Origin of the sequence: Bacillus sp. FSL R5-0397, from assembly GCF_038593395.1 — a bacterium.
Lineage (GTDB): Bacteria > Bacillota > Bacilli > Bacillales > Bacillaceae > Bacillus > Bacillus altitudinis.
The window spans coordinates 152,243-175,172 of sequence record NZ_CP151992.1; the positions used below are offsets into that span (position 1 = coordinate 152,243).

The following is a 22,930-nucleotide window of genomic DNA, read 5'->3' on the forward strand; positions in this document are numbered from 1 at the left end:
GTATACAGTTGTCATCGGCGTGTTCGATGGCTGCCATGTACTAATCGCAGACGGAGAAAAGCGTAAATTCATTCTCCTAAGAAAAAATATCAATCATTTAACCTTTTATGATTGCGTATCTCCGGAAGTTCAGAACAGTATATTCAAAACAGGTCGGGTGATAGATGGACAATTGAGAACATCTCATTTGGACATTTATCAGAGAGCAAGTTACTGATTTGAAGAAGGGAGAACACTTGAATGGCGAAAGACGATGTAATTGAAGTGGAAGGTACTGTAGCAGAAACTTTGCCAAATGCAATGTTCAAAGTTGAACTAGAGAATGGTCATACAGTTTTGGCTCATGTATCAGGAAAAATCCGTATGCACTTCATTCGCATTTTACCTGGAGACAAAGTTACGGTAGAATTATCTCCATATGACTTAACTCGTGGTAGAATTACGTACCGTTACAAATAAAGCAACTCCGGAAGAAGGAGGTTGGAAACACATGAAAGTGAGACCATCTGTTAAACCTATCTGTGAAAAATGTAAAGTGATTCGCAGAAAAGGAAAAGTAATGGTGATCTGTGAAAACCCAAAACATAAACAAAAACAAGGCTAATAACAAGGAGGTGCCCAAATCATGGCTCGTATTGCTGGTGTAGATATTCCACGTGATAAGCGTGTTGTCATTTCTTTAACATATGTTTTTGGAATTGGTCGTACGACGGCTCAACAAGTCCTTAAAGAAGCAGGTGTTTCTGAAGACACTCGCGTTCGCGATCTAACTGAAGACGAACTAGGTAAAATCCGTGATATCATTGACAAACTTAAAGTAGAAGGTGACCTTCGTCGTGAAGTTTCACTTAACATTAAGCGTCTAATTGAAATCGGAAGCTACCGCGGAATCCGTCATCGTAGAGGACTTCCTGTTCGTGGACAAAACACAAAAAACAACGCGCGTACTCGTAAAGGTCCGCGTCGTACTGTAGCTAACAAGAAAAAATAAGTAAAGGAGGTAGTTAAAGAATGGCTGCTGCTCGTAAACAAAATACGCGTAAACGTCGCGTGAAAAAGAATATTGAAGCTGGAATCGCTCATATCCGTTCCACTTTCAACAACACGATTGTAACGATTACTGATGTTCATGGAAACGCAATTTCTTGGTCAAGTGCTGGTGCATTAGGATTCAGAGGTTCTCGTAAATCTACTCCTTTCGCTGCACAAATGGCTGCTGAAACTGCTGCTAAAGGTTCTATCGAACATGGCCTTAAAACACTTGAAGTAACTGTTAAAGGTCCTGGTTCTGGTCGTGAAGCTGCAATTCGTGCGCTTCAAGCTGCAGGTCTTGAAGTTACTGCAATCAGAGACGTAACTCCAGTTCCTCATAACGGATGCCGTCCACCAAAACGTCGCCGCGTGTAATTTGTTTGTATAGATTTTGTGTCCCTGTCAATAATGGGTTATGATACAGTTATTTATGAGACGAATACACGACTCGTTGCCTGAGCACATACGGGACTAAACAATGAGGAATTTCGGATGGAATCTCATATGATTCTATTCGAGGTTTCGACGTTTTGAAGGAGGGTTTTATTAGATGATCGAAATTGAAAAACCAAAAATCGAAACGGTTGAAATCAGCGACGATGCCAAGTATGGCAAGTTTGTCGTAGAGCCACTTGAGCGTGGATATGGTACCACTTTAGGGAACTCCCTTCGTCGTATCCTTTTATCCTCACTTCCTGGTGCAGCTGTAACATCGATCCAGATAGATGGTGTCTTACACGAATTCTCAACGATCGAAGGCGTGGTTGAAGATGTTACAACGATTATCTTAAACATTAAAAAGCTTGCACTCAAAATCTACTCTGAAGAAGAGAAGACGCTTGAAATTGATGTACAAGATGAAGGAACTGTAACAGCTGCTGATATTACACACGACAGCGATATTGAAATCTTAAATCCAGATCTCCACATCGCAACTCTTGGCAAAAATGCGAGCTTCCGTGTTCGTTTGACTGCACAAAGAGGTCGCGGGTATAATCCTGCTGATGCAAACAAAAGAGACGATCAGCCTATCGGCGTGATTCCGATCGACTCAATCTATACACCTGTATCTCGTGTAACTTATCAAGTGGAGAACACCCGTGTTGGGCAAATCACAAACTATGATAAATTAACACTAGATGTATGGACTGATGGAAGCACAGGACCGAAAGAAGCGATCGCTCTAGGTTCTAAGATTTTAACTGAACACCTAAATATTTTCGTTGGGTTAACTGACGAAGCTCAGCATGCAGAAATCATGGTTGAAAAAGAAGAAGACCAAAAAGAAAAAGTGCTTGAAATGACAATTGAAGAGCTTGATCTTTCTGTTCGTTCTTACAACTGTTTGAAGCGTGCGGGTATTAACACTGTTCAAGAGCTTGCTAACAAGACAGAAGAGGATATGATGAAAGTTCGTAACCTTGGACGTAAATCTCTTGAAGAAGTGAAAGCGAAACTAGAAGAACTTGGACTGGGTCTTCGTAAAGACGATTGACTAGTTTCATTGTGAACTAGGATTTTCGTGTGTTTTTTATTCATACAGCATCTCTAATTAAGGAGGGGACATCACATGGCATACAGAAAGCTAGGACGCACTAGTGCACAACGTAAAGCAATGCTTCGTGACCTAACGACTGATTTGATCATCAACGAACGCATCGAAACAACTGAAACACGTGCGAAAGAACTTCGCTCTGTAGTTGAAAAAATGATCACTCTTGGCAAACGCGGAGATCTTCATGCTCGCCGTCAAGCTGCAGCTTACATTCGTAACGAAGTAGCTAACGCTGAAACAAACCAAGATGCACTTCAAAAATTATTCGCTGACGTTGCAACTCGCTACGAAGATCGCCAAGGTGGATACACTCGTATCATGAAGCTTGGACCTCGTCGCGGCGATGGCGCACCAATGGCTGTCATTGAATTAGTTTAATCACATATCGTGTATCTAAGAAAGGGCGGGACAGTTCATAACTGGATCTATGCCCTTTTTTAGATACTACGGCTTTTTAGCAACAGGCAAAGTAGAGGTTGAGCTGAGAGGAGGTCCGGTAGAGATGGAGAAGACATTAATTGACGTAAAAGACATTGTATTTCGTTATCACAAAGATGCGGACAAGCCCGCTTTAGACCAAGTGTCATTGCATGTGAATCAAAATGAATGGCTTGCCATTGTTGGCCACAACGGTTCAGGTAAATCCACACTTGCCCGTGTACTGAATGGGCTCATTTTACCGGATGCAGGAACGGTCAAGGTTGGTGAGATTGAGCTGAAAGAAGAAAGTGTTTGGGATATTCGCAAAAAGGTCGGCATGGTCTTTCAAAACCCAGACAACCAATTCGTTGGCTCAACGGTTCGTGATGATGTGGCTTTTGGTTTAGAAAATAACGGGGTTGAGCGGGAATTGATGATAGAGCGTGTAGATTGGGCTGTCAAACAGGTCAATATGCAGGAGTTTCTTGATCAAGAGCCGCACCATCTATCAGGCGGGCAAAAGCAGAGAGTAGCAATCGCAGGTGTACTTGCCGCAAGCCCTGACATCATGATCTTGGATGAAGCAACATCAATGCTTGATCCGATTGGCCGTGAAGAAGTGTTAGAAACCGTCAGACTGCTGAAGGAACAAGGAACGGTCACGGTCATTTCCATCACACATGATTTAGACGAGGCTGCGAAGGCAGACCGCGTTATTGTGATGAATGGTGGGAAGAAATTTGCCGAGGGAACACCAGAGGAAGTATTTGAACTAGATGAACAGCTGGTTCAGATTGGACTTGATCTGCCATTTTCCTACCGTTTGAGTAAGCAATTGAAGCAGCAAGGTGTGCCGCTTGCAAATGCCCATTTGACACAAGAAGGATTGGTGAAAGAGCTATGGACATTACGATCAAAGAATTAGAGCATCGTTATCAAATGAAAACGCCGTTTGAGCGTCTCGCTTTGTATGATGTCAATGCTTCCATCAAAGAAGGCAGCTATGTGGCTGTCATCGGTCATACGGGTTCTGGCAAGTCGACATTGCTGCAGCACTTAAATGGACTGCTCAAACCAACAAAAGGGAGCATTACGCTTAGAGATACGGTCTTACAAGCCAATAAAAAGCAGAAGGATATGAAACCCCTTCGAAAAAAGGTCGGCATCGTGTTTCAGTTTCCTGAACATCAGCTCTTTGAGGAGACCATTCTGAAGGATATCTGCTTTGGTCCGATGAATTTCGGTGTTCCAAAAGAAAAGGCAGAAGCCAAGGCTAAAGAGATGCTGAAGCTTGTAGGCCTTCCTGAATCCTTGTTATCTCGATCACCCTTTGAATTAAGCGGTGGTCAAATGAGACGTGTGGCGATTGCAGGTGTTCTAGCGATGGAGCCAGAAGTGCTTGTGCTTGATGAGCCGACTGCGGGATTAGATCCACGCGGACGTAAAGAAATCATGGACATGTTCTATGAGCTTCATCAAAAAGCCAACCTGACGACGATCCTTGTGACACACAGTATGGAAGATGCCGCTCATTATGCGGATCAAATGATTGTGATGCACAAAGGAACAGTAAAGGCGACAGGTACGCCGAGGGAGCTATTTGCCAATCGTACCGACATGTCTTCTTTCGGACTGGACCTCCCGGAAACGATCAAATTCCAGCAGGCTGTCGAAGAAAAGCTGGGGATGACGTTTCCAAGACCGCTTCTGACCATGGATGAAATGGCAGAAGCCTTAACAGCTTTATATCAGGAGGACACGACATCATGATGGATAGTATGATTATCGGCAAATATGTGCCAGGTACATCCTTTGTCCATCGTCTTGATCCAAGGACAAAGCTGTTATCAATTTTCTTTTTTGTCTTTATTGTCTTTTTTGCGAATAACTACATCACTTACGGGCTTTTAGGGGTCTTTACGATCCTTGTGGTGATGGTGTCTCAGGTGCCGCTGTACTTTATTCTCAAAGGAATGAAACCCATCCTTTGGATTGTTCTGTTTACCTTTATTCTGCATATCTTCATGACAAAGGATGGCGCTTTGCTCCTTCACTTTGGTTTTCTGAATATTTATGAAGAAGGTCTAAAACAGGGGATTTTCATTTCACTCCGTTTTGTCTATCTCATCATGATGACAACACTTCTGACGTTGACCACAACGCCTATTGAAGTGACAGACGGGATGGAGAAGCTGTTGCATCCTTTCCGTAAAATCAAGCTACCTGTTCATGAGCTTGCTCTTATGATGTCAATTTCTCTTCGATTTATTCCGACTTTACTCGAAGAAACAGACAAAATCATGAAAGCCCAAATGGCAAGAGGTGTTGATTTTACAAGCGGACCCGTGAAAGATCGTTTAAAAGCGATTGTTCCGTTGCTTGTCCCGCTTTTCGTCAGTGCGTTTAAGCGTGCGGAGGAATTGGCGACCGCTATGGAAGCGAGAGGCTACCGCGGGGGAGAAGGGCGTACGAAATACCGTCAGCTTGTCTGGGGAATGAAAGACACGTTCACGCTGCTTCTATTCATCCTGTTAACAGCACTCCTTGTGCTGCTTAGAAATTAGGTGATGCCTAGATGAAAGTAAAATGTACCGTATCATACGATGGGACACATTTTAAAGGGTATCAAGTGCAACCAGGACAGCGTACTGTACAAACGGAGATTGAATCTGCTCTTGCTAGAATGCATAAACAAGATGAACTGATTCCGATTGTGGCTTCCGGCCGGACAGACAGTGGCGTTCATGCAAAGGGGCAGGTCATCCATTTTGACACCCCGCTTGCCATCCCGATGGAGAGATGGCCGTTTGCCCTCAATAGTCTCCTGCCTGATGACATCAGGGTTCTAAAGGCTGAGGAAGTGGATGAATCGTTTCATGCACGTTTTAGTGTCGTTTCGAAGGAGTACCGTTATAAGGTCTCAACGGAAACGCACCAAAATGTGTTCACGAGACAGTATGCCTGCCACTTTCCTTACCGGCTGGATGCAGACAAAATGAGAGAAGCTGCTGGGCACCTCATTGGCATACACGATTTCACAAGCTTTTGTGCGGCCAATACAGAGGTTCAAGACAAGGTGAGGGAGATTTATGCCCTTGAGTGGAAAAACGTCTCAGACGGGCTTGAAATGCGTGTGAGAGGGAATGGTTTTTTATATAACATGGTGCGAATTATAGCCGGCACGTTACTTGAAATTGGTTCTGGTAAATTTCACCCTGAGGAGATAAAAGCCATGCTTGCCGCCCGAAATCGCGAAGCGGCAGGCAAGACTGCGCCCAGTCACGGACTGTATTTATGGGAAGTTTTCTATGACAACTAAACCAGGTGTAACATGTTCTTGACACAGGAAGCAGAAAGTTATAAGATATCATATGGTATGTATTTCAACCCCACAAATAAGCCCCGGAAGACTTATCTGTGTTTTGAAATAGAACGTAGCATTTGATTCAGGAAAATTCATTGATTTATTTAGGAGGGAAACTCATGCGTACAACACCAATGGCGAACGCAAGCACAATTGAGCGCAAATGGCTAGTGGTTGATGCGGCAGGCAAGACTCTAGGTCGTCTTTCTACTGAAGTAGCATCACTTTTGCGCGGTAAGCACAAACCAACTTATACACCACACGTTGATACAGGTGATCACGTGATCATCATCAATGCTGAGAAAATCGAATTAACTGGTAAGAAATTGACGGACAAAATTTACTACCGTCATACGATGCACCCAGGTGGTTTGAAACAAAGAACTGCTCTTGAGATGCGTACAAACTACCCTGAAAAAATGTTGGAGCTTGCTATCAAAGGTATGCTTCCAAAGGGTCCACTAGGTCGTCAAATGTTCAAAAAATTAAATGTGTACCGTGGTTCTGAGCATCCACATCAAGCACAACAACCTGAAGTTTACGAACTTCGCGGTTAATTATAAGGGAGGTTAACAATTTGGCACAGGTTCAATATTACGGTACAGGTCGTCGTAAAAGTTCTGTAGCGCGCGTTCGCTTAGTTCCAGGTGAAGGCCGTATCGTCGTTAATAATCGTGAAATTACTGAATACATTCCATTCGCTGCTTTAATCGAAGACGTGAAACAGCCTTTGAACATCACAGAAACAGCTAACAGCTACGATGTTCTTGTAAATGTTCACGGTGGTGGATTCTCTGGTCAAGCTGGAGCAATTCGTCACGGTATCTCTCGTGCTCTTCTAGAAGTAGATCCTGAGTACCGTACACCACTTAAACGTGCTGGACTTCTTACTCGTGACTCTCGTATGAAAGAGCGTAAGAAATACGGTCTTAAAGGCGCACGTCGCGCACCTCAGTTCTCAAAACGTTAATCAATTTTATATTGTATGGACGTTTTACAAGGGTTTGTACAGACAAACCCTATATGAAAAGCATCAGCATCCTGCTGGTGCTTTTTTATTTGTGTTTCTTTCTGTCTGGAAACATATAAAATAGGATCATAGTCAGGTTTTTGTTTAAAAAATGATGTTAAAGGGGGATGGCATTTATGAATCTAACAACAGAAAGATGTCTCATTCGACCGTTTATTGAGGATGATTGGCAGGATGTCTATGCATATACATCTGATCTAGCGGTGATGAAGTATATGCCAGAAGGTGTTTTTTCTAGAGAAGAGGCGCAGCAATTTGTCAAAAATAATCGTCTTGAGACGGGCAAGAATTTTGCTGTTCTATTAAAAGAAGATCATACATGCATCGGGCATATCGTGTTTCATCCTTACTTTGGTGAGCACACATATGAAATTGGCTGGGTCTTCAATTCTGCATATCAAAACAAAGGCTTTGCTTCTGAAGCGGCTTATGCTGTCCTACATCATGGCTTTCACACAATGAATTTACATCGAATCATTGCCACTTGTCAGCCTGAAAATGTGCCATCGTGGAGAGTGATGGAGAAAATGGGGATGAGAAGAGAGGGATATTTTAAAAAATGTATACCACAAGGAAATGAGTGGTGGGATGAGTTTTATTATGCCATCTTACGAGAGGAATGGAAAACTTGATAAGTTTTCATGATATGAAGTAATTCGTCATTCCAAATATCCCTTGGCTTGCTCTATTGATATAATCAGGTCAAATAAGCAGAAGAGGGGCGCGGGCATGAGGATCTTTGATGCACATTTTCATATCATTGATTTTGATTTTCCTATTCAAGAAAACCAAGGATATACACCGCCGAGTTATGTGGTGAATGATTATAGGAGAGAGACGGCTGATTTAGGGATTGTAGGTGGAGCGATTGTATCAGGGTCATTTCAGGGCTTTGATCAAGGTTATTTGTTGAAAGCCCTCGATGAAATGGGACCAGCTTTTTGCTGTGTGACACAATTACCTTTTACCGCAGCCGATGATGAGATTGTTCAATTGAATCAACAAGGGGTAAAGGCTTTACGTTTTAATGTGAAGCGGGGCGGTTCGGAGGATATTTCAAAGCTCGACTATTTTGCGAGAAGGGTGTATGAGCTGGCTGGGTGGCATAGTGAGATTTACATAGACGCTAAGCATCTCCCTGACATCTCATCAACGCTTGAACAGCTGCCGGCCGTTTCCATTGATCATCTAGGCTTATCTGAAGAAGGCTTGCCGCATTTGCTCAAGCTGGTTGATAAAGGGGTTCGTGTGAAAGCGACTGGCTTTGGGCGTGTTGATTTAAAGGTTGAACATGCATTGACGTCTATTTATCAAACGAATCCTGATGCACTAATGTTTGGTACAGATCTTCCATCTACAAGGGCGAAACGTCCATTTGAATACGGTGATATTGAATTGATTCAACAGATGTTTGATGAGGAAGCGGCGGATAAAATTTTATATGAGAACGCTATCAATTGGTATTTTGGCAAATGAATAAAGGCTTCCATTCCGTGATAGGAGGTGTGTTCATTGAAGCTGAATCAATTGACATTTAGAGAAGCCGTCCAAGGAGACCTCGACAACATCGTTTTGATGCTTTCAGATGACAAATTAGGCCAAAAGAGAGAACGCTACACTCGTCCATTATTAGAAAGTTACCTCAATGCCTTTCATTCGATCGAAGCGGATCCCAATATTGAACTAATCGTCGCTTGTGATCGGGAAGAGGTAGTCGGTGTTCTCCAATTAACAATGACCCCATTTCTAACGTATCAAGGAGGATGGAGAGCTTCAATAGAAGGAGTTCGTACAGCCTCGACTCATAGAGGAAGAGGAATTGGCACATTGTTGATCAAACGGGCTATTCAACGCGCAAGTGACCGCGGGTGTCATATGATTCAGCTGACAACTGACAAACAGAGGCCAGAAGCACGCCGTCTTTACGAAAAGTTGGGATTTGAAGCTACGCATGATGGGATGAAACTGCATCTTCTTCGTAAATAAACACACCAAGAAGCAAAGGTATTCACAGCCCTTTGCTTTTTTGTGCCTTTGTTTCAAATATTTGTTATATTGGAGACGAGAATCTATAGTGGTTTGGAAAGGAGAAACATTTGAAGAAAACAAAAGAGGATCTTTTGGCATTTGTCACGAAAAACAAAAAGGACGTATCAGTAACAGTTATTGAAAATGAAAATGTGGTATTAGATTGGAATGGTGATCAAAAAACACCACTTGCAAGTACGATGAAATTAATGGTTTTGTTTCATTTTGTTAAAGCTGTATCCAGCGGTGACATCAAGCTAGATGAAAAAGTGGCATTGTCTGATATAGAGCGGTTTTATATTGATAGAACCGATGGCGGTGCGCACACATACTGGCTGGAGGTCAACGATTTTTCTGAGCATGCAACTTTATTAGATGTTGCCAAAGGGATGATGCAATTCAGTTCGAATGCTTGTACTGATTATTTGATTGACCTGCTGGGCTTAGAGAAGATCAATGATCAGATGAAACAAGCAGGTCTTACAGAACATGATGAACTCATGCCGCTGACACCCAAGGTGTTGTGGCCAGCCTATGTATCTGATCATGAGCAGGATGCATTAAAGCAAATAAGCGATGTAACTGATGAACAATACAAATCTCTGATGATTGAGATTTTTCATATCATGAAAAATGACCCGGAGCATAAAAAGGCGTTAGAAGAAAAATTGATGAAAAAGAACTTGTTAAGCTTGCGTATTCAATCTTTACTGACGCAAAAGATGACAAGGTCTACAACGAATCAATATGCACATTTTATGAAACGTCTACAGGATGAGCTGTTAACAACAGAAGAAAAGCGTCTTTTTAGCCAAATTGTGCTGGGAGAAATATTGAAGACGGAAACAGATCAATATATTTGGTATAAAGGGGGATCGACGTTGTTTGTTGTCACTGCTGCTTTATATCGAAAAACGGATACATCAACTATATCGATTTCTCTATTCATCAATGACCTGAAAGCGGAGAATTCTCACTGGATGGGGGAAGTGTTCGATGAATTTATACTTACCGTAGTAGCAGATCAAAACTTTCGACAACAATTGATTCAAGCTTTTACTACATAATTATCAAAAAACAGAGGGTGACGCCCCTCTGTTTTTATTATTTCTTGATGGGAAACGCTTTGTATACATCTTGACGTTTATCTTTTGACTTCACAACTCCATCAACCAGTTCCTTTTGCCAAAGCGCTGTATCGTCTTTGTACTCTTTAAAAGAGTGAGGCAGCTTTTTTTCTAGCTGTTTTCTTTTAAACGTGACGGATGGCTCGTCTTTAGCGTTCATCTTGAGTGTCACTTGCTCCACATTATCGATAAGAATAAAAAGTGCCAATGCATTATATAAGTAGTTTTTTTCAATGGTATCCTTCTTATCAAACCAAAATGAATCAAACTGTTCTTCTGTATCATTGGTATTTTCTTTCACGCCGTATGTCACTTTTAGCGCTTTTTTATCTACAATTTCATACTCGCGAATCACGTTACCTGGAAGATCTGATAAAATAGCGCCGACTGCTCCGTTGTCTCCAATATAAGAATTTTTGTGTTTGGAGAGCTGTTTTAATGATATGTCTTCTATTCCTTTTATGTCGCTCTTCTGCTCGGTCGCTTGACTGCCGCATCCAGATAAGACGACTGTTAGTAGCAACAGGATATACATCCACTTCTTCATGAATTTTGCCCCTTTTCTATTTTTTCTATATATAAATGTTCATTTTATCACAATTTTCCAATCCGTTAGCGCATTGATTTCCATTTACTGAACTGCATGTTTTGTTCAAACCAACGAACAATACAAAGAAAAAAAGGAGTTCAGTCCATGGCAGAAGTTCTTTCATTTTATCAATTGAAAACAAAACGAGATGTCACGCTTGAAAAAAAGCTGTTGCGTACATTGTCTCTTCAACAGGTGACGGTCGCTTCCGAGAAATTCACGAGGAAGTTGTTCCCATTTGCAGATGATCCAGCTGGGATTATGAGTGATGGCTGTATTGATTTCGCCATTGAGGCTTTTTTAGCAGGTGGGAGATACGGTGAGTCGAGTAAGTATGGTGAATCCTTCGATGATATAAAAAAGCGGTCAGTTCATGAAGAAGATGAGCTGGTTGAGGAGCTAGCAGGGTGTTTGCAATCGTGGGGGAATATGTTCCGAATGGAGCGTAAGATGTCGTGTCTGTATCCATTTGCGAAGGAATTTTTAAGTAAGTGGTGGCAGGAAGGCTTTCGAGAATCAGAAAAAAGGCATAAGCTTCGACTGCACTAAGCATATTTCCAGCCCTTGTCCCATATCTATAAAATAATGGTGTATGGGAGGGACAGGGATGAAAAGAAAGCTGAAATGGACAGGGTTTTTAATCGGGTTTATTGTCCTCTTATTCTTATTCAGATTTCAGTTTCTAAATGATGATTCGTGGAAATCGTGGAACTTGCCTTTGAGCGGCAAGATCATCTATTTAGATCCGGGTCACGGCGGTCCAGATGGCGGTGCTGTTGGCGGCGAGTTGCTCGAAAAAGAGATTGCACTGGATGTGTCCATGAAGATAAGAGACTATTTGCAGGAGCAGGGAGCACTCGTTCTCATGACACGGGAAGATGACTCTGATTTATCATCAAAGAATACAAAGGGTTATGCCCGAAAGAAAGCGGAGGATTTGAGAAACCGTGTGAAAGTCATCAATGAATCTGAAGCGGATCTCTATTTAAGCATTCATTTAAATGCGATTCCATCGAACAAATGGAGCGGGGCACAGACGTTCTTTTACGGAAAGTATGAAGAGAATGAAAAAGCAGCGAAGTTCATTCAAGATGAATTGCGCAACAACCTTGAAAACACAGATCGCAAGGCGAAGCGAATCAACGGGATTTATTTAATGCAAAATGTCACGAAGCCAGGAGCGCTTGTCGAAATCGGATTTTTATCGAATCCAAAAGAGGCTGGTCAGCTGGCGACTCCTAAATATCAGGATCAAATTGCTGCTTCAATTTATAAAGGAATTCTCAGATATTTAACAGAGCAAAAAGAGCCGCCTGAATAAGGGGCTTTTTCCTGTTTATCGCAGGCAAAGAGGACAGACATTGTAAGGATATGTATGATATACTTGGATTGTAAACGAATTCAATAAAGGGTGAGGTTCTGCTATGATCGGACAAGATGATGTGAGAAAACTAGTTGGGAAGATGGACGAACCTTTCCTTCATATACCGCTTGGTGAGCTGGATGCCATCAAGGAAATCAGCCTAAAGCCTGAAAAAGAGCATGTGAGCTTAAAAGTGTCGATTGCCAAAACAGGCACTGCTGAGCAGATGAAGCTGCAGCAAGACATCGTACAAGCTTTAAAAGCAGCGGGCGCGAACACTGTAGGACTTCGTTTTGAAGAATTGCCTCAAGAAACGCTTGAAAAGTTTATGCCGTCACAGGATGAGGATGAAAACCTGCTCAACTCTAAAAATCCGCCTGAGTTCTTAGCGATTGCGAGTGGAAAGGGCGGCGTTGGGAAATCAACTGTTTCCGTTAACCTGGCTGTGGCACTGGCTCGTCTAGGGAAAAAAGTGGGACTGATCGATGCTGATATTTACGGCTTTAGCGTACCGGATATGATGGGAATCACCGTCAGACCGACAGTAAAAGGGGAAAAGATTATTCCTGTGGAACGCTTTGGCGTCAAAGTGATTTCAATGGGCTTTTTTGTTGAAGAAAACGCACCGGTCATTTGGAGAGGACCGATGCTTGGTAAAATGCTAAATAATTTCTTCCATGAAGTAGAGTGGGGAGAATTAGATTACTTACTATTAGACCTTCCGCCTGGAACAGGTGATGTGGCACTTGATATTCATACGATGCTTCCGAGCTGTAAAGAAATCATTGTGACGACACCGCATCCAACAGCGGCTTTCGTTGCTGCTAGAGCAGGCGCAATGGCACTGCAAACAGATCACGAGGTGCTAGGGGTCGTTGAGAATATGAGTTACTATGAAAGCAAAAAAACAGGTGAGAAGGAATATGTCTTTGGAAAGGGCGGCGGGGATAAGCTGGCGGAGGAACTGCGTGTATCAGTTCTTGGTCAAATCCCTTTAAGACAGCCTGATTGGAATGAGGACGATTTTGCACCTTCTGTCTATGATGCGAGTCATCCGACAGGGGAAGTGTATCAACACATTGCCAATAAAGTCATTGAACAATTAACAGTGAAAGCATAATGAAAGCCCGAGTGGACCTTGTGCCACTCGGGTGATGTTTAACTGCCGCTTCCTTGTGAAGCGGAATCATTGCTGCTTTCAGAGACTGCTTTTTTTAGCTCATCTTCGAATTTCTTCTTATAGAGAGGGCTGCTTAATGTTTCTGTAATAACTTTCTCTAAGTGCTTTCGGAACTCTTTGCTTTTGACCAGTTCACCGTATTTCTTTTCCATTTCAGGATCCTTGAGAATATCCATCATCATTTGTTGATAGTCAGGGTCCTTCATCAATTGTTTTAACATCTTTTCATGCTGTTGCTGCATGGATTTTGCGAAAGTCTCGGCAAATTTAGAATCCTCAAAGACCTTCTTCCAGAACTCTTTGCCTTTATCAGAAGTTAGTGTTTTCTCTATTGTTTTTTTCACAGTTTGTTCATCCATTACCAAAGCTTCATTCATTGCCTCGTCATTTAATAACTGTTGAATGGCCTTTTTACCGTCATCTGTTTTCAAAATATCGACGACCATTTTTTTCGTTTCGTCATAGTCCATATTAGATGAGGATTGGGTTTTGGGAGCACAAGCTGTTAGAGATAAAAGAAGAAAACAGCTCATTATACGCAAGATGCCTTTTGACATACTGTGGCTCCTTTCGTTACATGTCTTACTTTTAATATGAATGTTTCACATGAATTTATACATAACAAAAATAGGGGTTGGGTCATTTCAATGAAAAGTCGGGATTTAGTTCGTTTTTTCTTCTCTGTGCTGGCTGTTGGAGCGGTCATTACAAGCGTGGTAGGTTTTGCGCTGGAGTGGGGGAAATATCAGAAGCTGTTTGTATCGTTTGAGATTTTAGAGATTGCGTCTGTGTTATTTTGGTTTATTGGTGTGGGGATGATCTTTAGTGTAATCAGTCAGATGGGGTTTGTTGTCTTTTTGACAGTGCACCGGTTTGCGCTGGAGATTTTCAGGTCGCATTCTTTATGGAATACCATTCAGTTATTCCTTGTGATTTTCGTGCTGTTTGATTTAGCTTATTTGCGGTTTTTGTTTTTCGGGGAGAATGAATCATTTCTTCCATACTTGTGGCTGCCTGTTTTTATCGGTGTGTTTGCATTGATCGTGTCTTATTTTAAACAGCAGCAGTCCTCTAAGAAAACATTTATTTCTGCAATGTTTCTCATGGTCGTCATCACGTCGTTAGAATGGTTTCCGGCGCTTAGAGTTAATGAAGAGGACTGGCTATATTTAATGCTATTCCCGCTATTAGGTTGTAATGCGTTTCAGTTATTAGCTATGCCGCGGTTTTCAAAAGCAAAAGCTACTTAACCTCAGTTGACTTTGTTTTTGTATTAGAGATAAGCTCGCCAACCGTGACGTTTCTTAAATTCTTGTCTTTTAAGTGTTTTAAAATGGCTGGTAAGGCTTGAGCGGTTTGGGTGGCTGAATCTGAGGCGTGAAGGAGAATGATGTCTCCGCTTTTCATTCGATCATTTACATTATGAACAATCTGGTCGACGCCCGGGTTCAGCCAATCTTGAGAATTGATGCTGTAATGGACAACTGTATATCCATACTGTGTTGCAATTTTCAATACCGTTTCATTAAATTGCCCAGTTGGCGGTCTTAATAATTGAATGTCTTCCAGTCCAAGCTTTTGGAATGTATTTTGTGCACGGACAAGATCACGCTTAATTTCGTTTTCTTCAAGCTGGCTATAATTTTTATATGCATAGCCAAGGCTGCCGATTTGATGGCCGTCCTCTTTAATCCTTTTCACAATATCCGGGTGACGCTCAGCCCAAGAAGCAGACAGAAAGAAAGTGGCGTTCTTTATATCGTACTCTCGGAGAACATTTAAAATAGGAACAGCCTTCTCGTCTCCCCAGCCAATATTAAACGTAAGGGATGCGTGTTTTGATGAGGTCTCTCCTTTATAAATTGCTCGGGGTCCTTGTTCTGTTTTAAATACCGACAGCGGCGGTGCCTTTTGTACATAAAAAAAGGTTGCAGCTGCAAGGGCTGCTACAAGAATAATGACTACTTGCTTCAGCCGTTTAATAGGCAACACATATAATCGACTCAATTCAAACACTCCTGCCTTGTCCAAGATTGTTACTTGATTGTATGCAGGACAAGGGTTTAACATGCACGATAAAACTATTTTAAAAAAAGTTCTGAAAAGACGTTGACCAACAGAATGTTTTCGTGATATATTATTAATCGTCGCTGACACACAGTGACAAACACAAACGCTTCGGGAAATAAACTTGAAAAAAGTTGTTGACATAAGATGAAGCGAAATGTTATATTATTAAAGCCGCTAAGAACGGCGAAGATGATCTTTGAAAACTAAACAAGACAAAACGTACCTGTTAATTCGAGTTTTTATAAAAAAATCCTATGATACATCATAGGTAGTCAGTCAAACGCTGACGAAAAACAAAACTTCGGTTTTGTACTTTTTCGGAGAGTTTGATCCTGGCTCAGGACGAACGCTGGCGGCGTGCCTAATACATGCAAGTCGAGCGGACAGAAGGGAGCTTGCTCCCGGATGTTAGCGGCGGACGGGTGAGTAACACGTGGGTAACCTGCCTGTAAGACTGGGATAACTCCGGGAAACCGGAGCTAATACCGGATAGTTCCTTGAACCGCATGGTTCAAGGATGAAAGACGGTTTCGGCTGTCACTTACAGATGGACCCGCGGCGCATTAGCTAGTTGGTGAGGTAACGGCTCACCAAGGCGACGATGCGTAGCCGACCTGAGAGGGTGATCGGCCACACTGGGACTGAGACACGGCCCAGACTCCTACGGGAGGCAGCAGTAGGGAATCTTCCGCAATGGACGAAAGTCTGACGGAGCAACGCCGCGTGAGTGATGAAGGTTTTCGGATCGTAAAGCTCTGTTGTTAGGGAAGAACAAGTGCAAGAGTAACTGCTTGCACCTTGACGGTACCTAACCAGAAAGCCACGGCTAACTACGTGCCAGCAGCCGCGGTAATACGTAGGTGGCAAGCGTTGTCCGGAATTATTGGGCGTAAAGGGCTCGCAGGCGGTTTCTTAAGTCTGATGTGAAAGCCCCCGGCTCAACCGGGGAGGGTCATTGGAAACTGGGAAACTTGAGTGCAGAAGAGGAGAGTGGAATTCCACGTGTAGCGGTGAAATGCGTAGAGATGTGGAGGAACACCAGTGGCGAAGGCGACTCTCTGGTCTGTAACTGACGCTGAGGAGCGAAAGCGTGGGGAGCGAACAGGATTAGATACCCTGGTAGTCCACGCCGTAAACGATGAGTGCTAAGTGTTAGGGGGTTTCCGCCCCTTAGTGCTGCAGCTAACGCATTAAGCACTCCGCCTGGGGAGTACGGTCGCAAGACTGAAACTCAAAGGAATTGACGGGGGCCCGCACAAGCGGTGGAGCATGTGGTTTAATTCGAAGCAACGCGAAGAACCTTACCAGGTCTTGACATCCTCTGACAACCCTAGAGATAGGGCTTTCCCTTCGGGGACAGAGTGACAGGTGGTGCATGGTTGTCGTCAGCTCGTGTCGTGAGATGTTGGGTTAAGTCCCGCAACGAGCGCAACCCTTGATCTTAGTTGCCAGCATTTAGTTGGGCACTCTAAGGTGACTGCCGGTGACAAACCGGAGGAAGGTGGGGATGACGTCAAATCATCATGCCCCTTATGACCTGGGCTACACACGTGCTACAATGGACAGAACAAAGGGCTGCGAGACCGCAAGGTTTAGCCAATCCCACAAATCTGTTCTCAGTTCGGATCGCAGTCTGCAACTCGACTGCGTGAAGCTGGAATCGCTAGTAATCGCGGATCAGCATGCCGCGGTGAATACGTTCCCGGGCCTTGTACACACCGCCCGTCACACCACGAGAGTTTGCAACACCCGAAGTCGGTGAGGTAACCTTTATGGAGCCAGCCGCCGAAGGTGGGGCAGATGATTGGGGTGAAGTCGTAACAAGGTAGCCGTATCGGAAGGTGCGGCTGGATCACCTCCTTTCTAAGGATATATGGAGCAGCGTACGTTTTTCGTCTTGTTTAGTTTTGAAGGATCATTCCTTCAAACATGTCTCTAGCGAGACAGGATTGTTCTTTGAAAACTAGATAACAATAAGTAATACATTCACATTGAATGCAATGCAAAGTTCATCACACATAGTGATTCTTTCTAAAGTAAGAAATGGTTAAGTTAGAAAGGGCGCACGGTGGATGCCTTGGCACTAGGAGCCGATGAAGGACGGGACGAACACCGATATGCTTCGGGGAGCTGTAAGCAAGCTTTGATCCGGAGATTTCCGAATGGGGAAACCCACTGCTCGTAATGGAGTAGTATCCATACTTGAATACATAGAGTATGAGAAGGCATACCCGGGGAACTGAAACATCTAAGTACCCGGAGGAAGAGAAAGCAAATGCGATTCCCTGAGTAGCGGCGAGCGAAACGGGAACAGCCCAAACCAAGAGGCTTGCCTCTTGGGGTTGTAGGACACTCTATACGGAGTTACAAAGGAACGATATAAGCGAAGAGGTCTGGAAAGGCCCGCCAAAGAAGGTAACAGCCCTGTAACTGAAATGTTGTTCTCTCCAGAGTGGATCCTGAGTACGGCGGAACACGTGAAATTCCGTCGGAATCCGGGAGGACCATCTCCCAAGGCTAAATACTCCCTAGTGACCGATAGTGAACCAGTACCGTGAGGGAAAGGTGAAAAGCACCCCGGAAGGGGAGTGAAATAGATCCTGAAACCGTGTGCCTACAAGTAGTCAGAGCCCGTTAACGGGTGATGGCGTGCCTTTTGTAGAATGAACCGGCGAGTTACGATCCCGTGCAAGGTTAAGCAGAAGATGCGGAGCCGCAGCGAAAGCGAGTCTGAATAGGGCGCATGAGTACGTGGTCGTAGACCCGAAACCAGGTGATCTACCCATGTCCAGGGTGAAGTTCAGGTAACACTGAATGGAGGCCCGAACCCACGCACGTTGAAAAGTGCGGGGATGAGGTGTGGGTAGGGGTGAAATGCCAATCGAACCTGGAGATAGCTGGTTCTCTCCGAAATAGCTTTAGGGCTAGCCTCAAGGTAAGAGTCTCGGAGGTAGAGCACTGATTGGACTAGGGGCCCCTACCGGGTTACCGAATTCAGTCAAACTCCGAATGCCGATGACTTATCCTTGGGAGTCAGACTGCGAGTGATAAGATCCGTAGTCGAAAGGGAAACAGCCCAGACCGCCAGCTAAGGTCCCAAAGTATACGTTAAGTGGAAAAGGATGTGGAGTTGCTTAGACAACCAGGATGTTGGCTTAGAAGCAGCCACCATTTAAAGAGTGCGTAATAGCTCACTGGTCGAGTGACTCTGCGCCGAAAATGTACCGGGGCTAAACGTATCACCGAAGCTGCGGACTGTTCTTACGAACAGTGGTAGGAGAGCGTTCTAAGTGCAGTGAAGTCAGACCGGAAGGACTGGTGGAGCGCTTAGAAGTGAGAATGCCGGTATGAGTAGCGAAAGACGGGTGAGAATCCCGTCCACCGAATGCCTAAGGTTTCCTGAGGAAGGCTCGTCCGCTCAGGGTTAGTCGGGACCTAAGCCGAGGCCGAAAGGCGTAGGCGATGGACAACAGGTTGATATTCCTGTACCACCTCCTCACCATTTGAGCAATGGGGGGACGCAGGAGGATAGGGTAAGCGCGGTATTGGATATCCGCGTCCAAGCAGTTAGGCTGGGAAATAGGCAAATCCGTTTCCCGTGAAGGCTGAGCTGTGATGGCGAGCGAAATTTAGTAGCGAAGTTCCTGATTCCACACTGCCAAGAAAAGCCTCTAGCGAGGTGAGAGGTGCCCGTACCGCAAACCGACACAGGTAGGCGAGGAGAGAATCCTAAGGTGATCGAGAGAACTCTCGTTAAGGAACTCGGCAAAATGACCCCGTAACTTCGGGAGAAGGGGTGCTTCTTAGGGTGTTAAAGCCCCGAGAAGCCGCAGTGAATAGGCCCAGGCGACTGTTTAGCAAAAACACAGGTCTCTGCGAAGCCGTAAGGCGAAGTATAGGGGCTGACGCCTGCCCGGTGCTGGAAGGTTAAGAGGAGCGCTTAGCGTAAGCGAAGGTGCGAATTGAAGCCCCAGTAAACGGCGGCCGTAACTATAACGGTCCTAAGGTAGCGAAATTCCTTGTCGGGTAAGTTCCGACCCGCACGAAAGGCGCAACGATCTGGGCACTGTCTCAACGAGAGACTCGGTGAAATTATAGTACCTGTGAAGATGCAGGTTACCCGCGACAGGACGGAAAGACCCCGTGGAGCTTTACTGCAGCCTGATATTGAATGTTGGTACAGCTTGTACAGGATAGGTAGGAGCCTTGGAAACCGGAGCGCTAGCTTCGGTGGAGGCATCGGTGGGATACTACCCTGGCTGTATTGACCTTCTAACCCGCTGCCCTTATCGGGCAGGGAGACAGTGTCAGGTGGGCAGTTTGACTGGGGCGGTCGCCTCCTAAAATGTAACGGAGGCGCCCAAAGGTTCCCTCAGAATGGTTGGAAATCATTCGCAGAGTGTAAAGGCACAAGGGAGCTTGACTGCGAGACCTACAAGTCGAGCAGGGACGAAAGTCGGGCTTAGTGATCCGGTGGTTCCGCATGGAAGGGCCATCGCTCAACGGATAAAAGCTACCCCGGGGATAACAGGCTTATCTCCCCCAAGAGTCCACATCGACGGGGAGGTTTGGCACCTCGATGTCGGCTCATCGCATCCTGGGGCTGTAGTCGGTCCCAAGGGTTGGGCTGTTCGCCCATTAAAGCGGTACGCGAGCTGGGTTCAGAACGTCGTGAGACAGTTCGGTCCCTATCCGTCGCGGGCGCAGGAAATTTGAGAGGAGCTGTCCTTAGTACGAGAGGACCGGGATGGACGCACCGCTGGTGTACCAGTTGTTCTGCCAAGGGCATCGCTGGGTAGCTATGTGCGGACGGGATAAGTGCTGAAAGCATCTAAGCATGAAGCCCCCCTCAAGATGAGATTTCCCATTCCGCAAGGAAGTAAGATCCCTGAAAGATGATCAGGTTGATAGGTCTGAGGTGGAAGCGTGGTGACACGTGGAGCTGACAGATACTAATAGATCGAGGACTTAACCTATATTCTAATGTGAAAAATGAACATTGTTATCTAGTTTTGAGAGAACATTCTCTCCATCAGGTTTGGTGGCGATAGCGAAGAGGTCACACCCGTTCCCATACCGAACACGGAAGTTAAGCTCTTCAGCGCCGATGGTAGTTGGGGGTTTCCCCCTGTGAGAGTAGGACGCCGCCAAGCTTTTTGTTTATATCCTTCCAATGGAAGAAGTTACTTTATCCATTCCGCAGTAGCTCAGTGGTAGAGCTATCGGCTGTTAACCGATCGGTCGTAGGTTCGAGTCCTACCTGCGGAGCCATGCTTCCATAGCTCAGTAGGTAGAGCACTTCCATGGTAAGGAAGAGGTCAGCGGTTCGAGCCCGCTTGGAAGCTTTCCTCTATATGATAATGGTAAATGTTAAGGTTTCTCGTTGATGAGAAGGCTTTTTTTGTTTGTTTTAAAATAAATTGACGTTTATTGATCTTAGTTAGGCTCATGAAAATAGAAAATGACTCGAGCGATTTTGATGGAAGCTTTGCCTTAGCTTTCTATATACTCCTTCTATTTGTTCTTGATTCTTCGGCGTATTTCTTTTATCCTTACTAAAGTGATGACTACCTCTCTTACAAAAGACTCTGTACGTTCCTCTTTTTCCCCGAAATTGAATGGTTATTGTTTTTTCCTTTCTGTATCTCCGGTTTTTATTCGCCTACTTTTTCCTTGTACGGTATGTATATAAAAAGGAGTAGATGGTTTGAAAGATTTATTTGTAAAGCAAGAATGGTTTGGACATGTGCGTCAGGATGTGCTGGCGGGTATTTTAGTGGCCTTGGCTTTGATTCCTGAGGCGATTGCATTTTCGATTATTGCGGGCGTTGATCCTAAGGTCGGTTTGTATGCTTCGTTTTGTATTGCGATTGTGATTTCGTTTGTTGGTGGACGGCCAGGTATGATCTCTGCCGCTACTGGGGCTATGGCGCTGGTCATGGTCAATTTAATTGCAGATCATGGATTGCAGTATTTGTTCGCAGCTACGATTTTAACAGGCTTGATTCAAATTGTGTTTGGATTGTGCCGTGTTTCTCGTCTGATGAAATTTATTCCGAGGTCTGTGATGGTTGGTTTTGTCAATGCGTTGGCAATTATGATCTTCATGGCACAGCTGCCGCATTTCGTTGGGGAATCCATGGTTATGTATGTCATGACAGGTGGAGCATTGTTGATCATTTATGTATTGCCGATGGTCACAAAAGTTATTCCCTCTCCACTCATTGCAATTATTGTGATGACGATGATTGCTGTATTTGGGCATATTGATGTCAGAACAGTTGGGGACATGGGAGAGCTTCCTAGCTCTTTGCCAACTTTTCTTATTCCCAATGTACCGTTTAGCTGGGAAACACTTGCTATCATTTTTCCTTATTCCTTAGCACTTGCAATGGTTGGTTTACTTGAATCTTTATTAACAGCGCAGATTGTAGATGATATGACGGAAACGTCTAGTCGTAAAAATAAGGAAGCGAGAGGCCAAGGAATTGCCAATGTGGTGGCAGGATTTTTTGGCGGTATGGCTGGCTGTGCGATGATTGGTCAATCTGTGATTAATACAAAGGCAGGGGGACGAGGCAGGCTTTCTACCTTTGTGGCTGGTGCATTTTTAATGGTATTGATTTTTGTGCTCGGTGATGTGGTTGTTCAAATTCCCATGGCTGCTCTTGTGGCTGTCATGATCATGGTTTCTATTGGTACCTTTGATTGGAGTTCATTCCAGCAGCTGAAAAAGAACCCAAAAACAGATTCTCTTGTGATGCTTGTCACGGTCGTGACGGTGGTGTTCACTCATGATTTATCCAAGGGTGTTTTTGCAGGAGTGCTGCTTAGTGCCGTATTCTTTGTGGCTAAAATATCAAAACTTCATATCACCTCTACAGAAAGCCAAGCTGGTACATGGATTTATCGAATTAAGGGACAAATTTTCTTTGCTTCCGTGACTGAATTGATTCAAGCCTTCCATCATGGAAACGACCTGAAAACGGTTGTGATTGATTTGTCTGAAGCGCGTATATGGGACGAATCAGGTGTGGCCGCGATTGAACGTGTGAAGGAAAAATATCGTACAGCTGGTGTAGAGGTGGACGTAGTTGGAATGGATACGTCTAGTCAAAAACTTATGAAACAAGTGATCGGATCTTAAAGAGACTTTTCTGTTTGTTACAATA

24 protein-coding genes, 2 tRNA genes and 3 rRNA genes are annotated in these 22,930 nt (G+C 44.2%); 26 read left to right on the forward strand and 3 right to left on the reverse strand.

Annotated elements, in window-relative coordinates; translation table 11 throughout:
• Positions 1 to 240: 240 nt before the first annotated feature.
• The 16 genes from infA to NSQ70_RS00930 all read left to right on the forward strand — a co-directional run bounded on the left by infA (position 241) and on the right by NSQ70_RS00930 (position 10,496).
• Positions 241 to 459 carry a translation initiation factor IF-1 gene (gene infA / locus NSQ70_RS00855; RefSeq protein WP_003217190.1) on the forward strand — a complete coding sequence of 73 codons (219 nt, stop codon included), beginning with the start codon at positions 241 to 243 and terminating at the stop codon, positions 457 to 459.
• Between the two features lie 31 nt (positions 460 to 490).
• A complete protein-coding gene (rpmJ, locus tag NSQ70_RS00860) occupies positions 491 to 604 on the forward strand; it encodes a 50S ribosomal protein L36 (protein ID WP_003156543.1) in 114 nt (37 codons plus the stop codon).
• A gap of 21 nt (positions 605 to 625) precedes the next feature.
• Positions 626 to 991, forward strand: coding sequence for a 30S ribosomal protein S13 (gene rpsM / locus NSQ70_RS00865; RefSeq protein ID WP_003217023.1), 366 nt, complete (start codon positions 626 to 628; stop codon positions 989 to 991).
• Positions 992 to 1,011: 20 nt separating this feature from the next.
• A complete protein-coding gene (gene rpsK, locus NSQ70_RS00870) occupies positions 1,012 to 1,407 on the forward strand; it encodes a 30S ribosomal protein S11 (protein WP_003217231.1) in 396 nt (131 codons plus the stop codon).
• A 175-nt stretch (positions 1,408 to 1,582) separates the two neighbouring features.
• Positions 1,583 to 2,527 carry a DNA-directed RNA polymerase subunit alpha gene (locus NSQ70_RS00875; RefSeq protein ID WP_003217009.1) on the forward strand — a complete coding sequence of 315 codons (945 nt, stop codon included), beginning with the start codon at positions 1,583 to 1,585 and terminating at the stop codon, positions 2,525 to 2,527.
• A gap of 75 nt (positions 2,528 to 2,602) precedes the next feature.
• Entirely contained in the window at positions 2,603 to 2,965 is a 363-nt protein-coding gene (gene rplQ / locus NSQ70_RS00880; protein ID WP_003216944.1) for a 50S ribosomal protein L17, read from the forward strand.
• A gap of 124 nt (positions 2,966 to 3,089) precedes the next feature.
• Positions 3,090 to 3,932 carry an energy-coupling factor ABC transporter ATP-binding protein gene (locus NSQ70_RS00885; protein WP_008345218.1) on the forward strand — a complete coding sequence of 281 codons (843 nt, stop codon included), beginning with the start codon at positions 3,090 to 3,092 and terminating at the stop codon, positions 3,930 to 3,932.
• Complete coding sequence (locus NSQ70_RS00890; protein WP_342502364.1) at positions 3,908 to 4,777, forward strand: energy-coupling factor ABC transporter ATP-binding protein; 870 nt, start codon at positions 3,908 to 3,910, stop codon at positions 4,775 to 4,777. Before NSQ70_RS00885 ends, NSQ70_RS00890 begins: the two co-directional genes overlap by 25 nt.
• On the forward strand, positions 4,774 to 5,571 hold the full coding sequence (locus NSQ70_RS00895) for an energy-coupling factor transporter transmembrane protein EcfT (protein ID WP_007496348.1): 798 nt from the start codon (positions 4,774 to 4,776) through the stop codon (positions 5,569 to 5,571). The genes NSQ70_RS00890 and NSQ70_RS00895 overlap by 4 nt, the downstream gene beginning before the upstream one ends.
• Before the next feature lie 11 nt (positions 5,572 to 5,582).
• Complete coding sequence (gene truA, locus NSQ70_RS00900) at positions 5,583 to 6,326, forward strand: tRNA pseudouridine(38-40) synthase TruA (RefSeq protein ID WP_110487780.1); 744 nt, start codon at positions 5,583 to 5,585, stop codon at positions 6,324 to 6,326.
• Between the two features lie 164 nt (positions 6,327 to 6,490).
• Complete coding sequence (gene rplM / locus NSQ70_RS00905; RefSeq protein ID WP_003217042.1) at positions 6,491 to 6,928, forward strand: 50S ribosomal protein L13; 438 nt, start codon at positions 6,491 to 6,493, stop codon at positions 6,926 to 6,928.
• A 20-nt stretch (positions 6,929 to 6,948) separates the two neighbouring features.
• Complete coding sequence (gene rpsI / locus NSQ70_RS00910) at positions 6,949 to 7,341, forward strand: 30S ribosomal protein S9 (RefSeq protein ID WP_007496354.1); 393 nt, start codon at positions 6,949 to 6,951, stop codon at positions 7,339 to 7,341.
• A 176-nt stretch (positions 7,342 to 7,517) separates the two neighbouring features.
• On the forward strand, positions 7,518 to 8,033 hold the full coding sequence (locus NSQ70_RS00915; RefSeq protein ID WP_342502365.1) for a GNAT family protein: 516 nt from the start codon (positions 7,518 to 7,520) through the stop codon (positions 8,031 to 8,033).
• A 97-nt stretch (positions 8,034 to 8,130) separates the two neighbouring features.
• On the forward strand, positions 8,131 to 8,877 hold the full coding sequence (locus NSQ70_RS00920) for an amidohydrolase family protein (RefSeq protein ID WP_274661058.1): 747 nt from the start codon (positions 8,131 to 8,133) through the stop codon (positions 8,875 to 8,877).
• A 36-nt stretch (positions 8,878 to 8,913) separates the two neighbouring features.
• Positions 8,914 to 9,387 (forward strand): GNAT family N-acetyltransferase, encoded by a 474-nt coding sequence (locus NSQ70_RS00925; RefSeq protein ID WP_342502366.1) that lies wholly within the window; start codon positions 8,914 to 8,916, stop codon positions 9,385 to 9,387.
• 110 nt (positions 9,388 to 9,497) lie between these two features.
• The gene (locus tag NSQ70_RS00930) at positions 9,498 to 10,496 is read left to right on the forward strand and encodes a serine hydrolase (RefSeq protein WP_342502367.1); all 999 of its coding nucleotides are present in this window, start codon (positions 9,498 to 9,500) and stop codon (positions 10,494 to 10,496) included.
• A gap of 37 nt (positions 10,497 to 10,533) precedes the next feature.
• Here NSQ70_RS00930 and NSQ70_RS00935 read toward each other — a convergent pair whose 3' ends face one another.
• Positions 10,534 to 11,103: a DUF4825 domain-containing protein gene (locus NSQ70_RS00935; protein ID WP_327878661.1), complete on the reverse strand. Its 570-nt coding sequence runs from the start codon at positions 11,101 to 11,103 to the stop codon at positions 10,534 to 10,536.
• A 147-nt stretch (positions 11,104 to 11,250) separates the two neighbouring features.
• Between NSQ70_RS00935 and NSQ70_RS00940 the strand changes: the two genes are divergently transcribed.
• From NSQ70_RS00940 to NSQ70_RS00950, 3 genes are all read left to right on the forward strand, one after another.
• Positions 11,251 to 11,694 carry a YbaK family protein gene (locus NSQ70_RS00940; protein ID WP_035389125.1) on the forward strand — a complete coding sequence of 148 codons (444 nt, stop codon included), beginning with the start codon at positions 11,251 to 11,253 and terminating at the stop codon, positions 11,692 to 11,694.
• Between the two features lie 58 nt (positions 11,695 to 11,752).
• The gene (gene cwlD, locus NSQ70_RS00945; RefSeq protein ID WP_017359175.1) at positions 11,753 to 12,466 is read left to right on the forward strand and encodes an N-acetylmuramoyl-L-alanine amidase CwlD; all 714 of its coding nucleotides are present in this window, start codon (positions 11,753 to 11,755) and stop codon (positions 12,464 to 12,466) included.
• 103 nt (positions 12,467 to 12,569) lie between these two features.
• Entirely contained in the window at positions 12,570 to 13,628 is a 1,059-nt protein-coding gene (locus NSQ70_RS00950; protein WP_342502368.1) for a P-loop NTPase, read from the forward strand.
• A gap of 38 nt (positions 13,629 to 13,666) precedes the next feature.
• On the opposite strand, the gene gerD is transcribed toward NSQ70_RS00950, so the two are convergent.
• Positions 13,667 to 14,245, reverse strand: coding sequence for a spore germination lipoprotein GerD (gerD, locus tag NSQ70_RS00955; protein ID WP_217967614.1), 579 nt, complete (start codon positions 14,243 to 14,245; stop codon positions 13,667 to 13,669).
• A gap of 90 nt (positions 14,246 to 14,335) precedes the next feature.
• Between gerD and NSQ70_RS00960 the strand changes: the two genes are divergently transcribed.
• Positions 14,336 to 14,938 (forward strand): KinB-signaling pathway activation protein, encoded by a 603-nt coding sequence (locus NSQ70_RS00960; RefSeq protein WP_008345196.1) that lies wholly within the window; start codon positions 14,336 to 14,338, stop codon positions 14,936 to 14,938.
• On the opposite strand, the gene pdaB is transcribed toward NSQ70_RS00960, so the two are convergent.
• Positions 14,931 to 15,695 (reverse strand): polysaccharide deacetylase family sporulation protein PdaB, encoded by a 765-nt coding sequence (gene pdaB, locus NSQ70_RS00965; protein WP_017366469.1) that lies wholly within the window; start codon positions 15,693 to 15,695, stop codon positions 14,931 to 14,933. The two genes, NSQ70_RS00960 and pdaB, sit on opposite strands and share 8 nt — an antisense overlap.
• 377 nt (positions 15,696 to 16,072) lie before the next feature.
• Between pdaB and NSQ70_RS00970 the strand changes: the two genes are divergently transcribed.
• From NSQ70_RS00970 to NSQ70_RS00995, 6 genes are all read left to right on the forward strand, one after another.
• Positions 16,073 to 17,621 (forward strand): 16S ribosomal RNA (locus NSQ70_RS00970).
• A gap of 182 nt (positions 17,622 to 17,803) precedes the next feature.
• Positions 17,804 to 20,734 (forward strand): 23S ribosomal RNA (locus NSQ70_RS00975).
• 61 nt (positions 20,735 to 20,795) lie between these two features.
• Positions 20,796 to 20,911, forward strand: a 5S ribosomal RNA gene (gene rrf / locus NSQ70_RS00980).
• Together the 16S, 23S and 5S rRNA genes with 2 tRNA genes alongside form the textbook arrangement of a ribosomal RNA operon.
• Before the next feature lie 43 nt (positions 20,912 to 20,954).
• Positions 20,955 to 21,029 (forward strand) — tRNA-Asn (locus NSQ70_RS00985).
• Between the two features lies 1 nt (position 21,030).
• Positions 21,031 to 21,103, forward strand: a tRNA-Thr gene (locus NSQ70_RS00990).
• 362 nt (positions 21,104 to 21,465) lie between these two features.
• Entirely contained in the window at positions 21,466 to 22,905 is a 1,440-nt protein-coding gene (locus NSQ70_RS00995) for a SulP family inorganic anion transporter (protein WP_342502369.1), read from the forward strand.
• Positions 22,906 to 22,930 lie beyond the last annotated feature (25 nt).

Excerpts from the sequence above, each read along its gene's own strand:
- gerD (WP_217967614.1), bottom strand. The coding sequence starts at position 14,245 with ATGTCAAAAGGCATCTTGCGTATAATGAGCTGTTTTCTTCTTTTATCT.
- NSQ70_RS00950 (WP_342502368.1), top strand. The coding sequence starts at position 12,570 with ATGATCGGACAAGATGATGTGAGAAAACTAGTTGGGAAGATGGACGAA.
- NSQ70_RS00890 (WP_342502364.1), top strand. The coding sequence starts at position 3,908 with ATGGACATTACGATCAAAGAATTAGAGCATCGTTATCAAATGAAAACG.
- rplM (WP_003217042.1), top strand. The coding sequence starts at position 6,491 with ATGCGTACAACACCAATGGCGAACGCAAGCACAATTGAGCGCAAATGG.
- NSQ70_RS00960 (WP_008345196.1), top strand. The coding sequence starts at position 14,336 with ATGAAAAGTCGGGATTTAGTTCGTTTTTTCTTCTCTGTGCTGGCTGTT.
- rpsK (WP_003217231.1), top strand. The coding sequence starts at position 1,012 with ATGGCTGCTGCTCGTAAACAAAATACGCGTAAACGTCGCGTGAAAAAG.
- NSQ70_RS00875 (WP_003217009.1), top strand. The coding sequence starts at position 1,583 with ATGATCGAAATTGAAAAACCAAAAATCGAAACGGTTGAAATCAGCGAC.
- infA (WP_003217190.1), top strand. The coding sequence starts at position 241 with ATGGCGAAAGACGATGTAATTGAAGTGGAAGGTACTGTAGCAGAAACT.
- rpmJ (WP_003156543.1), top strand. The coding sequence starts at position 491 with ATGAAAGTGAGACCATCTGTTAAACCTATCTGTGAAAAATGTAAAGTG.
- cwlD (WP_017359175.1), top strand. The coding sequence starts at position 11,753 with ATGAAAAGAAAGCTGAAATGGACAGGGTTTTTAATCGGGTTTATTGTC.
- truA (WP_110487780.1), top strand. The coding sequence starts at position 5,583 with ATGAAAGTAAAATGTACCGTATCATACGATGGGACACATTTTAAAGGG.
- NSQ70_RS00885 (WP_008345218.1), top strand. The coding sequence starts at position 3,090 with ATGGAGAAGACATTAATTGACGTAAAAGACATTGTATTTCGTTATCAC.
- NSQ70_RS00935 (WP_327878661.1), bottom strand. The coding sequence starts at position 11,103 with ATGAAGAAGTGGATGTATATCCTGTTGCTACTAACAGTCGTCTTATCT.
- rpsM (WP_003217023.1), top strand. The coding sequence starts at position 626 with ATGGCTCGTATTGCTGGTGTAGATATTCCACGTGATAAGCGTGTTGTC.
- NSQ70_RS00940 (WP_035389125.1), top strand. The coding sequence starts at position 11,251 with ATGGCAGAAGTTCTTTCATTTTATCAATTGAAAACAAAACGAGATGTC.
- rplQ (WP_003216944.1), top strand. The coding sequence starts at position 2,603 with ATGGCATACAGAAAGCTAGGACGCACTAGTGCACAACGTAAAGCAATG.
- NSQ70_RS00920 (WP_274661058.1), top strand. The coding sequence starts at position 8,131 with ATGAGGATCTTTGATGCACATTTTCATATCATTGATTTTGATTTTCCT.
- NSQ70_RS00915 (WP_342502365.1), top strand. The coding sequence starts at position 7,518 with ATGAATCTAACAACAGAAAGATGTCTCATTCGACCGTTTATTGAGGAT.
- NSQ70_RS00895 (WP_007496348.1), top strand. The coding sequence starts at position 4,774 with ATGATGGATAGTATGATTATCGGCAAATATGTGCCAGGTACATCCTTT.